The sequence below is a fragment of the Agromyces hippuratus genome (assembly GCF_013410355.1).
Lineage (GTDB): Bacteria > Actinomycetota > Actinomycetes > Actinomycetales > Microbacteriaceae > Agromyces > Agromyces hippuratus.
The window spans coordinates 2,900,317-2,911,725 of sequence record NZ_JACCFI010000001.1; the positions used below are offsets into that span (position 1 = coordinate 2,900,317).

Consider the following 11,409-nt stretch of genomic DNA (forward strand, 5'->3'; position numbering starts at 1 on the left):
ATGCCTCAGCGCCGGGCCGACGGCAACCGAAGGGGGAACGCGTCAGACGTGCCGTCCCTCCGCTCCGCCACGCACGGATGCCGCGCTTCGACGCTGAACGAGCACGATAATTGCGCAGCACGCCGCCAACCGCGCCGCGATTGCCCGCACACTTGAACCAGGCGACCCGGCGGCGGCGAACCCGAACGCCGCCGTCGGACTCGCGAACGCGAGTCGGTATGCCGACGATGCACGGAGCGGATGCCGCGGGCCCCCAGCGGCATCCGCTCCCCTTTCGAAGGAGCGAGATGTCGACGATGATCGCAACCGGCGGCCAGCCCGCCGAGCAGGCCGCCGAGCAGGCCGTCGCGCGCCCGGAGCGCCGACCCACCGCCCGCACCGTGCTCATGTGCCGCCCCGAGCACTTCACGGTCGTCTACCGCATCAACCCGTGGATGAATCCGGCCGAGCCGACCGATACGGGCCTCGCGGTCGCGCAGTGGCAGGTGTTGCACGACACGTTCGTCGGGCTCGGCTACGACGTGCAGCTCATCGACCCGATCGAGGGACTTCCCGACATGGTCTACGCGGCGAACGGCGGCTTCGTCGTCGGCGGCATCGCGTACGGCGCGAAGTTCACCTATCCCGAGCGGCAGCCCGAGGGCCCGGCGTACATGGAGTGGTTCCGCGAGGCGGGCTTCGACGTGCGCGAGCCGGTGGAGGTCAACGAGGGCGAGGGCGACTTCCTGCTCGTCGGCGACGCGATCCTCGCGGGCACCGGGTTCCGCAGCGACTCGCGCTCGCACGAGGAGCTCGCCGCGATCTTCGGCCGCGAGGTCGTGACGCTGCGCCTCGTGAACCCGAGCTTCTACCACCTCGACACCGCGGTCGCCGTGCTCGACCCGACCCCCGGCCAGGAGCACATCGCCTACCTGCCGAGTGCGTTCGACGAGGCATCCGTCGCCCTCCTCCAGGCGCGCTTCCCCGACGCGATCATCGTGAACGAGGCGGATGCCGCGGTGCTCGGACTCAACTCGTTCAGCGACGGCTACCACGTCGTCATCGCCTCGCGGGCGACCGACTTCGAACGACAACTCCGTGAACACGGATACCACCCGATCGGCGTCGACCTCTCCGAGCTGCTGCTCGGCGGGGGCGGCGTCAAGTGCTGCACCCTGGAGCTGCGCCGATGAACCCCACCAGCAACGACGTGATCAACGACCTGGACGCGGCAGTCCGAGCCGAAGGCTCGGGTGTGGTCGGGCGTCTACGGGCGGAGCCTTCGGGTCGGACTGCCGCGGCCATTCACGAGGAGGAAGAGCACGCCGCCCACAACTACCATCCGCTGCCGGTCGTCGTCGCCTCGGGCGAGGGCGCCTGGGTGACGGATGTCGAGGGGCGTCGCTACCTCGACTGCCTCGCCGCCTACTCGGCGGTGAACTTCGGCCACGGCAACCCGCGCCTCGTCGAGGCCGCCCGCGAGCAGCTCGGCCGCATCACGCTCACGAGCCGCGCGTTCCACAACGACCGGCTCGGCCCGTTCGTCACCGAACTCGCGGCCCTCTGCAGCAAGGACATGGTGCTGCCCATGAACACGGGCGCCGAGGCCGTGGAGTCGGCCATCAAGGTGGCGCGCGCCTGGGGCTACCGGGTGAAGGGCGTCGCAGCCGATTCCGCGAACATCGTCGTGATGGCCGGCAACTTCCACGGCCGCACGACGACGATCATCTCGTTCAGCGACGACCCCGATGCCCGCGACGACTTCGGGCCGTACACGCCCGGCTTCCGCACGGTGCCCTACGGCGACGCCGCCGCGGTCGCCGCCGCGATCGACGAGAACACCGTCGCGGTGCTCGTCGAGCCGATCCAGGGCGAGGCCGGCATCGTCGTGCCACCGGCCGACTTCCTGCCGACCCTGCGGGCGCTCTGCACCGAACAGCGGGTGCTGCTCGTCGCCGACGAGATCCAGTCGGGTCTCGGCCGGGTGGGGGCGACGTTCGCCTGCGACCTCGTCGGGGTCGTTCCCGACCTGTACCTGCTCGGCAAGGCGCTCGGCGGCGGCATCGTGCCGGTCTCAGCGGTCGTCGGCGACCGCGAGGTCCTCGGGGTGCTCCGCCCGGGCGAGCACGGATCGACCTTCGGGGGCAATCCGCTCGCGGCATCCGTCGGCCTCGAAGTCGTGCGCATGCTCGCGAGCGGTCAGCCGCAGGAGCGTGCGCGCGAGCTCGGCGACCACCTGCAGTCGCGCCTGCGCTCGCTCGTCGGACGCGGCGTCGTGGAGGTGCGGGGTGCCGGCCTCTGGGCCGGCATCGACATCGACCCCGAGCTCGCGACCGGTCGCGAGGCCTGCGAGGCGCTCATGCGCCGCGGGGTGCTCGCGAAGGACACGCACGGCTCGACCATCCGTCTGGCACCGCCGATCGTGGTCGAGCAGGCCGACCTCGACTGGGCCGTCGATCAGCTCGCCGAGGTGCTCGAGGAGTTCGCGGTCAGCGACCGGTGACCCGGATCGCTCCGTTCGAGGTGGCGAGGTCGAGCGTGAACTCGCCGTCGGAGTCCTCGTCGATGTCGACGTCGATCGAGCCGTTCGAGGTGTCGGGCGTGACGCGGTAGCCCGCCTCGCCCTCCGGCACCGCGAGGTCGATCGCTCCGTTGGAGGTGCGCGCGTCCACGTCTTGCGGAGCGTCGAGGCGCAGCTCGATCGCGCCGTTCGAGGTCGACGCCCGCACGCCGGTGCCGGCCAGCCCTCGCCCCTCGATGCGCCCGTTGCTCGTCTCGACCTCGACCGCACCGGCCACGTCGTCGAGTTCGATGCCGCCGTTGTTCGTCGAGACGTCGACCTCGCCCACCTTCGTGAGCTCGATCGAGCCGTTCGAGGTGGCCCCGCGCACATCGACTCCGGTCGGCAGCGCGATCGAGTAGTCGACCGTGCAGTTCCGGCCGCACCCGCTGAGCACGAGCACGCCGTCGTCGACCTCGAACGTCGATCCGACCTCGCGGTCGCCGTGGTACGAGACCGTGCGAGCGACCTCGACGTCCGTGGCGTCCTCGTCGCCGCGCACCGTCACGCTGCCGGCGGGCTGGTCGATCTCGATCGTGTGCACCTGGTCGTCGAGGGTGGCGTCGTCGCTGAACCGTTCGGGCGGGGTCAGCAGGCCGCATCCGCTCAGGGCGAGTGCCGCCGTTGCGATGACGGCGCCGATCGCGATCGTGCGCGCTGTGCGAGTCATGGTTCCCCCTCGGGCGGTCCTCTCGCCCGCCTTCGACCCTAACGAGGTCGGTGCCGCGCCCGCACGGGGGCATGCCCCCGAAACCCCCGTGTCGGGTGCGGCCTCACTACTTCGCGAGGAAGGCGAGCAGTGCGTCGTTGACCTCGGCGCCGTGGGTCCAGAGCAGGCCGTGCGGTGCGCCCTCGATCTCGACGTAGTCGGCGGCAGGCAGGCGCTTCGTGAATTCGCGGGCGGTCGCGTCGATCGGCAGGATGCGGTCGGCGGTGCCGTGCAGGATGAGCGACGGCACGTCGACCTTCTCGATGTCGCCGCGGAAGTCGGTGAGCCACGACTGCACGACCGCTGAGGAGGCGAACCACGATGAGCCGGCCGCGACGTTCCAGCTGCCGCGCAACGCCCCCTCGCTGATGCGCGATCCGAGCGTCTCGTCGAGGTTGTAGAAGTCCTGGAAGAACGCGTCGAACCAGGCGTAGCGGTCGGACTTGGCCGTCTGCTCGATGCCCTCGAACACCGAGGCGGGCACACCCGTGGCGTTGTCGTCGGTCTGCAGCAGGAACGGTTCGAGCGAAGCGAGGAACGCGGCCTTCGCCACGCGCTCGCTGCCGTAGGTGCTCAGGTAGCGCGCGACCTCACCGGTTCCCATCGAGAAGCCGACGAGCACGGCGCCCCGCACGTCGAGGGTTTCGAGCACCGTGTTCAGGTCGGCGGCGAAGGTGTCGTAGTCGTACCCCGTGGTCGGCTGGCTCGAGAGCCCGAACCCGCGGCGATCGTACGTGATGACCCGGTAGCCGGCGTCGAGGAGAGCGGCGGACTGCTTCTCCCATGAGCGGCCGTTGAGCGGGTAGCCGTGGATCAGCACGACGGGCTGTCCCGAGCCGTGGTCTTCGTAGTACAGCTCGATGGGGGTGCTGTTCTCGGTTCCGACGGTGATGGTCGACATATCGTGCTCCTTGTGACTTCTACCTAACCGGTGTGGTTCGGTGTGTTGGTTATAACGTCACCATAGCGCGATCATTCCAACCTGTCTAGCGCGTTATGATGGTTATAACCTTCCGTTCAGAATCGAGAGCCCATGTCCGCCTCCCTCTTGCTCGACCTCGTGAACTCGCGGCTCGTGATCGGCGACGAGGTTCACGACGAGCTCGGCGACGACGCAGCGGCATCCGCATGGCTGCGCGTGCACGGCGCGCTCGGCTCGCCGGCCGAGGTCGCCGACGCCCGGGCGGTGCGCGCCGCGCTCGTGCCCTTCCTTCGCGGTGAAGCGGATGCCGCGGCGCTCGAGCCGTGGGCCGACGCGATGCGCAAGCGTGCCCGCGTCGGCGCGAGCGGGCTCGAGTGGATCGACGAGGTCGACCCCGAACGCGCGATCGGGGCGAGGGCCGTGGGCGAGTGGTCGGCGCTGCAGGGTGATCAGGGCTCGCGCATCCGGCCGTGCGCGGCACACGACTGCCAGCACTTCCTCATCGACGAGAGCCGTGCCAACGCCCGCAAATGGCACTCGATGGAGACCTGCGGCAACCGGGTGAAGGCCCGCAGGCACTACGCGAAGTCGAAGCTCGCAGTGGCCGAGGAGTAGTTCGGCGCGCCGCTCGCCCGGCCCACCACTGCGGCGTACGCCCCCGCAAGGTGGCTTCGGGGCATGGCCGCGAAACGACCTCGCGGCCACTCCGACTCGCGTGAGTCCGAGTGGCCGCGAGGCCGTGTTCCGCGGTGATCAGCGCACGTCGTACGCCCGAACGACGGTCTGCGTCACCGAGTTGTCGTTGCTGTCGGTCAGGGTCACCCGAAGGCTCACCGGTTGACCGGATGCGCCGGAGTGGTCGACGATCGCGACCCACTCGCCGTCTTCCTGGAGGGTCGTGGCATCCACCCACGTCTCCCCGTCGTAGGAGTACGCGAGGCCGGCGCTCGTGATCGTGCCGGGCGTGTAGCCCGCGTGGCCGGCGACGTTCAGCTGCAGCCTCTGGTCGGCATTCGCCGCCAGCGTCTTCATGCCGTCCTCGGGGAGGTCGACGCGGGGGAACATGACCGGCAGACCCTGCGAGTAGGTGCTCTCGTCGAGGTGCGAACGGAACTTCCAGACCGTCGTCACCGCCGAGGAGCGCTGCCAGGTGTTCGTCTGGCGGCCGATCTTCTCCGTGAACAGCTGCAGCTCGTACTCGGCATCGTCGGCGGGCACCTCGAAGACGTCGGAGATGTAGGCCGATCGCCCGATCTCCTCACCGTTTCGGCGCAGGACGAGGTTGCCGATGTCGCCGAACGAGCCGGGGCCCGCCCAGTGGCCGGAACTGTCGGCCCACATTCCGCTCGCGAAGCCCATCAGGTTGCCCTGCCGCTCGGCGGCCAGTTGCACCTCGCCGGTGTACGACTCAGCGGCGCTGGGTGCGATGACCCCGTCGTACCACGTGTCGGAGCGCACGCTGCCGGGCTCGTACTGGCGTACCTGGTCGAGCATCACCTCACCGAACGGGAAGTACCCCAGTACGGCGGACTGCCACCGGAGCTCGCCCGCCGTGTACAACTCGGTGCGCTTCGAGGGCGCCTGCACCGGCTGGAACTGACCCACGCCGACGCCGTTGCCCGACGCGTCGACCGCCGTGACCAGGTCGAGGCGGTCGACGGCCGTGCCCATCGACCGGAACGTCGCTTCGGTGCGCCCGAGCTTCTTGTCGCGCACCACGAACTCCTTGGCATCGGTGAACGGCGTGTCCTGGCTGAACCCGAGGTTGTAGACGAACGGGCTCGACGAGGTGAAGCTCCACTGCAGCTCGACGGGTCCGGCGGCGAGCCGTTCCCGCAGGGCGGCGGCCTCGTCGGACGGAATCGAGTACGCCGGCACCTGACCGCCGGATGAGCCGGTCAGGGGCTGCCAGCGCCCGGTCGCCTCGTGGAAGGCCACCACGGCCTTGGCGCCCGCCTTGCCGGCCGCGACGACTTCGGCGTAGACCGAGCCAGTGCCGTCCGCGATGCGGACGAGGGCGATCTTGCCGGCGACGTCGGCCGCCGCGAGTTCGGCGTCGGTGCCGCTGCCCGCGTCGACGACCGGCAGTCGGCCCGTTCCCGTGAGGTTCATCGAGGAGTAGCCCGCGGGGATGGGGTGGAGCGCGTCGCCGCCGACCACCGACAGGTCTTCGACCAGCGGCGCGGCCTTGCGCCAGTAGTGCCCGAACTCGAAGTCGCCGTCGTGAGCCGTGCCCTGCACGTCCGCGTAGACCGACGTCACGGTGGCGCCCGCGGTGAGCGTGCCCGAGTGCCCCCACATGTCGTCCCAGCTGCGGGCGAAGGAGAGGCTCATGGCCCGTGTCTCGCTGCGACGATCGGTCTTGACGGTGATGCGGTCGGCGTCGCGTGCGTCGAGCACCACGGTCGTGTCGTCGGTGATCGACAGCTCGGGACGTGCCACGTAGCTGACCGAATCCACGAGCTTCGTGGTGCCGTCGGCGTCAGGTGTGGCGATGAAGCTCGAGACGAAGAAGCGCCCCGGTCGCACGTCGACGACCTGCTCCTCTGCGCCGCCGTTGTACCAGCGGCTGCCGCTGCTCGTGTCGGTGTTGACGATGTCGAGCGAGGAGGCGCCGGCGGCGGGGTCGCCGTTGCGGTCGACCACCTTGACCGTGACCTGCACGGTTTCGGGCTGCACGTACAGCGAGAAGGGCGTCGAGACCGTGGCGTCGCCGGTCGCGACGATCCGGCCGGTGACGTCGCCGTACTGCGCGGCCGACAGCTTCGCCGACGGGTCGACCCGCAGCGGCACGGTCGCCGTCTCGCCTGCCGCGATCGTCACGGAGTCCTGCTCGAGCTTCGCGAGCTTGCCCTTGACGGCAGAGCCGTCGTTGCCGGTCAGACCCTCGATCTCGAGCCGCAGGGTCACCGGGGCGTCGGACACGTTCGTGTAGGGCACGTCGATCGCGACGGCCTCGTCGGTCGTGTGCGGCCAGTCGAAGGAGCCCGCCTGCAGTGCCGGCGCGCCCGTCACGGTCTCGTCGATCGCCGCACTCACGTCGAGACGGCCACCGCCGGTCTCGCGCACGTCGCCGGGGATGTCGGTCTCGGCCGACGACACGAGGGCGGCCTTGATCTGCTCGCCGTCCCACTCCGGGTGGCGCTGCTTGACGATCGCGGCCGCTCCCGCGACGTGCGGCGTCGCCATGGAGGTGCCCGACATGGACCGGTACGCGTATTCGCCCCGCCCGCCGGTCGCTGCAGCGGAGATGCCCACGCCGGGCGCGGTGATCTCGGGCTTCAGGACGTGGGTGCCGGCGACCGGCCCGCGGCTGGAGAAGACCGCCGTGCTGTCGTCGCGGTCGACCGCGCCGACCGTGAGCACCGCCGGCGCGCAACCGGGGGAGGAGACCGTGTTGTTGCCCGGCCCCACGTTGCCGGCCGCGATCACGAAGAGGCTGTCGCTGCTCTCGGAGAGCGACCCGGCGGCCATCGCCATCGGGTCGGCGCAGCCGTCGACCGGGCCGGTGCTGCCGAGGCTCATCGACACGACGTCCGCGCCTTGCGCGACCGCCCACTCCATGCCCGCGATGATGCCCGACGTCGAGCCGGAGCCGAAGTCGGAGAGGACCTTGCCGACGAGCAGATCAGCCTGCGGTGCCACGCCGCGCTTCGCGCCGTCGCTGGCCGCGCCGGAACCGCCGACCGTCGACGCGACGTGCGTGCCGTGTCCATTGCCGTCGTTCCACGACCCCGAGTCGGTGAAGTCCTCCCCGGCGATGATGCGGCCCTGGAGATCGGGATGCTCGGCGTCGGCTCCGGTGTCGAGGATGGCGACGGTCGCGCCGGCGCCGTCGAGTCCGGCAGCCCAGGCGTCGGGGGCGTTGACCTGCGCGGTCGACTGATCGAGGGCGGCCTCGACCTTGCGATCGAGCCAGAGCTTCTCGATCGAACCGGCGGATCGACTCCGCGGGTTGGTCAGATCGGCCCAGAAGGCCGCGGCGTCGGCCTTGTCCGCGCTGAGCGCGGCGCTGCCGATCGATTCGAGCACGATTCCCGCTTCGGCGCCGCGGGGGGTCACCACCGGGGCGGCGGGATCGGCGTACTGGGCGATGAGCGGCATCGAGGCGCTGTGCGCGTCGTCGTAGCCCTGACGCACGAGGCCGGTGACGTTGAAGAGCTCCTCGTCGACCTTGCCGGCGGCCAGCGCGTCGATCACGTCGGCCGGGTAGACGTAGACGTCGTCGCCGACGCGGCGGGTCTCCACGATCGGCTGCGAGCCGTCTTCGCGGGGCAGCACCGTGACGGTGGTGCCATTGGTCACGAGCACCCGGTCGCCGTTGACCAGCGTGACCGTGACCGGAGGGGCGGCCTGTTGGCCGAGCCAGGCGGTGCTTCCGACGATCGGCGGCTGCTCGCCGGCCTCGTTCGATTCGACGGCGTTGGACGGACTTGCAGTGGTGGCTACCATGACGGCGACGGTGGCCGCCGTGATGGTGCTACGCCAGATGGGGCGCATCGGTTTCCTTCCTTCTGGTGAGTCCGTGACGATGGCCGGATCGGTCTGCGTCTGCCGGGCTTGGCCGTCAGGCTCGCAGTACCGGCGACCGGAACGGAAGAATGGGGGCGGGCGGGACTACGCCGTGGCCGCTTCCCGCCACCCTGAGACATCCGCGACCGAGGAGTGTTCGCATGCTGTCAGCCATCGGGCTCGACGAAGGGGAGGAGTCCGTCTACCGGCTCCTCCTCGCGCTCGGCGCCGCCGATCTCGGTCACCTGAACCGGCGGCTCGGAATGGGCGAAGACGAGACCGGGCGGCGGCTCCGTGCACTCGAGCTGCGCGGGCTGGCCACGCAGTCCTCGGTCGAGTCCGGGGGACGATGGGTCGCGGCGCCCCCGGGCGTGGCACTGCGTCCGCTCCTGATCCAGCAGCGGCTCGAGCTCGAGGAGGCCGAGCTGACGGCGGTGGCGCTCGCCGAGGAGTACCTCGCCGAGGCGTCCGAGTCGGATGCCCGTGATCTCGTCGAGGTGGTCGTCGGCGCTGCCGCGGTGTCGCAACGCTTCCTGCAGTTGCATCTGGGTGCGACGCAGGAGGTCATGTCGTTCGTGACCGAACACTCGGTGGCCGTGTCCGGGCCCGACAATCAGGCCGAAGGAGTGGCGGTCGCCCGCGGCGTCTCCTACCGGATCGTGGTCGAACGCGCCGTGCTCACCTCACCGGCCGAGTTCGCCGAGGTGTCGGCTGCGCTCGGCTCCGACGTCAACGTCCGGGTGGTCGATCGGGTGCCGACCAAGCTGATGATCGCCGACCGGTCGCTCGCGATGGTGCCGCTCAACGGCAATCACTCCGAGCCGGCAGCCCTCGTGATCCATGCCAGCGGTCTGGTCGACTCGCTGGCCGGCCTGTTCGAATCGGTGTGGCGCGACGCCACGCCGCTCGTGCTGGGCGGTCCGGGCTCCGACGAGGCCGTCGAGGGCGAGAGCGGTCTCGACGTGCTCGACCTGCAGGTGCTGTCGCTGCTCCTCGGCGGGTTCACCGATGCGAGCATCGCGAAGCATCTCGACATGGGGCAGCGCACCGTGCAGCGGCGCGTTCGGGGACTCATGCAGCTCGCCGGCGTCTCGAGTCGGCTGCAGCTCGGCTGGCACGCCTCCGAACGTGGCTGGATCGTTCGCGGCTGACGATCGACGACGGAGGCGCTGCAAGCGGTTCCGGTAGGCTTAACCTCCATGGGCAGTGTCACCGAGCCGGTCTCGGAGCCGAGCGATATCAAGCGCGACCACGGGTTCTTCGGGCAACCGCGGTCGCTCGCCAACATCTTCGGCGTCGAGATGTGGGAGCGGTTCAGCTTCTACGGCATGCAGGGGATCCTGCTGATCTACCTGTACTACTCCGTGGCCGAGGGCGGCCTCGGCATGGAGGAGACCGCGGCGGCCGGCATCGTCGGCGCCTACGGCGGCGGCGTCTACCTCTCGACGATCCTCGGCGCCTGGCTCGCCGACCGCGTGCTCGGCAGCGAGAAGGTGCTGTTCTACAGTGCCATCGTCATCATGGCCGGCCATATCGCGCTCGCCCTCCTTCCCGGGTTCTTCGGCGTCGGGGTCGGCCTGATCCTCGTGGCGTTCGGTTCCGGCGGGCTCAAGGCGAATGCGACGAGCGTCGTCGGCACGCTGTACTCCGAGCACGACCCGCGTCGCGACGCCGGGTTCTCGATCTTCTACCTCGGCATCAACCTCGGCGCCTTCTTCGGCCCGATCCTCACCGGCCTGCTCGCGTCGACGCTCGGCTTCCACTGGGGCTTCGCGCTCGCCGCGGTCGGCATGGCGATCGGCCTCACCCAGTACTCGTTCGGGCGCAAGCGCCTGCCGGCCGAGGCATCCGTCGTGCCGAACCCGCTGCCTCGCGACCGCATCGGCATGGCGATCGGCATCGCCGTCGCGGGCGTGGCGGCCGTCGTCGTGCTCGTCATGACCGGTCTCGTCACCCCGACGAACCTCGTCACCTGGGTGATCGCCTCGGTGATCGTCGCCGCGGTCGCCTACTTCGCGGTGATCCTCTCGAGCAAGCGCATCACGACGGTCGAGCGCAGCCGCGTGTTCGGCTTCATCCCGCTGTTCGTCGCGAGCGTCGCCTTCTGGTCGCTCTACCAGCAGCAGTTCACGGTGCTCACGATCTACTCCGACAAGCAGTTGAACCGCGACCTCTTCGGCTGGGAGATGCCCGTCTCGTGGGTGCAGTCGATCAACCCGATCTTCATCATCATCCTGTCGGGCGTCTTCGCCGCGATCTGGACGAAGCTCGGCGACCGCCAGCCGTCGACGCCCATCAAGTTCGCGCTCGGCACGGCGATCATGGGTGTCGCGTTCCTGCTCTTCATCCCGTTCGCCGGCGGCGCGGCGAACTCGACGCCGCTGCTCGCGATCATCGGCATCCTCTTCATCTTCACGGTGGCCGAACTGCTGCTCTCGCCGGTCGGGCTCTCGGTGACGACGAAGCTCGCGCCGAAGGTGTTCCACACGCAGATGGTGGCCCTGTTCTTCCTGTCGGTCTCGCTCGGCACGGCGATCTCGGGCCAGCTCGCGACGTTCTACTCGGCCGACACCGAGGTGGTCTACTTCGGCGTGCTCGGCGGCATCGCGATCGTGCTCGGCATCGCGCTCGCGGTGGGCAGCCGCGGCGTGCTGAAGCTCATGGCCGGCGTGCGCTGAGCGCCGGCGCCGTCATCGGCCCCTGACACGAGCAGGGGCCGCGGGCGAC

Annotated in this window: 8 protein-coding genes; 5 read left to right on the forward strand and 3 right to left on the reverse strand. The window is 70.0% G+C overall.

Going from position 1 to position 11,409, the window contains the following annotated elements; genetic code table 11:
• Positions 1-296 precede the first annotated feature (296 nt).
• Both ddaH and rocD read left to right on the forward strand, forming a co-directional pair.
• Positions 297-1,172, forward strand: coding sequence for a dimethylargininase (gene ddaH / locus BJY17_RS13565; protein ID WP_179552883.1), 876 nt, complete (start codon positions 297-299; stop codon positions 1,170-1,172).
• Positions 1,169-2,482, forward strand: coding sequence for an ornithine--oxo-acid transaminase (gene rocD / locus BJY17_RS13570; protein ID WP_179551820.1), 1,314 nt, complete (start codon positions 1,169-1,171; stop codon positions 2,480-2,482). The genes ddaH and rocD overlap by 4 nt, the downstream gene beginning before the upstream one ends.
• Here rocD and BJY17_RS13575 read toward each other — a convergent pair.
• Both BJY17_RS13575 and BJY17_RS13580 read right to left on the reverse strand, forming a co-directional pair.
• The gene (locus tag BJY17_RS13575; protein ID WP_179551821.1) at positions 2,469-3,209 is read right to left on the reverse strand and encodes a DUF4097 family beta strand repeat-containing protein; all 741 of its coding nucleotides are present in this window, start codon (positions 3,207-3,209) and stop codon (positions 2,469-2,471) included. The two genes, rocD and BJY17_RS13575, sit on opposite strands and share 14 nt — an antisense overlap.
• Before the next feature lie 106 nt (positions 3,210-3,315).
• Entirely contained in the window at positions 3,316-4,149 is an 834-nt protein-coding gene (locus BJY17_RS13580; RefSeq protein ID WP_179551822.1) for an alpha/beta fold hydrolase, read from the reverse strand.
• Between the two features lie 132 nt (positions 4,150-4,281).
• On the opposite strand from BJY17_RS13580, the gene BJY17_RS13585 reads away from it, so the two are divergent.
• Positions 4,282-4,785, forward strand: a complete 504-nt coding sequence (locus tag BJY17_RS13585; protein ID WP_179551823.1) for a CGNR zinc finger domain-containing protein — start codon at positions 4,282-4,284, stop codon at positions 4,783-4,785.
• A 138-nt stretch (positions 4,786-4,923) separates the two neighbouring features.
• Here the strand turns inward: BJY17_RS13585 and BJY17_RS13590 are convergent, their stop codons facing one another.
• Positions 4,924-8,670, reverse strand: a complete 3,747-nt coding sequence (locus BJY17_RS13590) for a S8 family peptidase (protein WP_179551824.1) — start codon at positions 8,668-8,670, stop codon at positions 4,924-4,926.
• Between the two features lie 173 nt (positions 8,671-8,843).
• Between BJY17_RS13590 and BJY17_RS13595 the strand changes: the two genes are divergently transcribed.
• Complete coding sequence (locus BJY17_RS13595; RefSeq protein ID WP_179551825.1) at positions 8,844-9,833, forward strand: helix-turn-helix domain-containing protein; 990 nt, start codon at positions 8,844-8,846, stop codon at positions 9,831-9,833.
• A gap of 48 nt (positions 9,834-9,881) precedes the next feature.
• The gene (locus BJY17_RS13600) at positions 9,882-11,360 is read left to right on the forward strand and encodes a peptide MFS transporter (protein ID WP_179551826.1); all 1,479 of its coding nucleotides are present in this window, start codon (positions 9,882-9,884) and stop codon (positions 11,358-11,360) included.
• Positions 11,361-11,409: the final 49 nt, after the last annotated feature.

What these genes read in the sequence shown, in the direction of transcription:
- ddaH (WP_179552883.1), top strand. Translation starts at nt 297, where the DNA reads ATGATCGCAACCGGCGGCCAGCCCGCCGAGCAGGCCGCCGAGCAGGCC.
- rocD (WP_179551820.1), top strand. Translation starts at nt 1,169, where the DNA reads ATGAACCCCACCAGCAACGACGTGATCAACGACCTGGACGCGGCAGTC.
- BJY17_RS13575 (WP_179551821.1), bottom strand. Translation starts at nt 3,209, where the DNA reads ATGACTCGCACAGCGCGCACGATCGCGATCGGCGCCGTCATCGCAACG.
- BJY17_RS13580 (WP_179551822.1), bottom strand. Translation starts at nt 4,149, where the DNA reads ATGTCGACCATCACCGTCGGAACCGAGAACAGCACCCCCATCGAGCTG.
- BJY17_RS13585 (WP_179551823.1), top strand. Translation starts at nt 4,282, where the DNA reads ATGTCCGCCTCCCTCTTGCTCGACCTCGTGAACTCGCGGCTCGTGATC.
- BJY17_RS13590 (WP_179551824.1), bottom strand. Translation starts at nt 8,670, where the DNA reads ATGCGCCCCATCTGGCGTAGCACCATCACGGCGGCCACCGTCGCCGTC.
- BJY17_RS13595 (WP_179551825.1), top strand. Translation starts at nt 8,844, where the DNA reads ATGCTGTCAGCCATCGGGCTCGACGAAGGGGAGGAGTCCGTCTACCGG.
- BJY17_RS13600 (WP_179551826.1), top strand. Translation starts at nt 9,882, where the DNA reads ATGGGCAGTGTCACCGAGCCGGTCTCGGAGCCGAGCGATATCAAGCGC.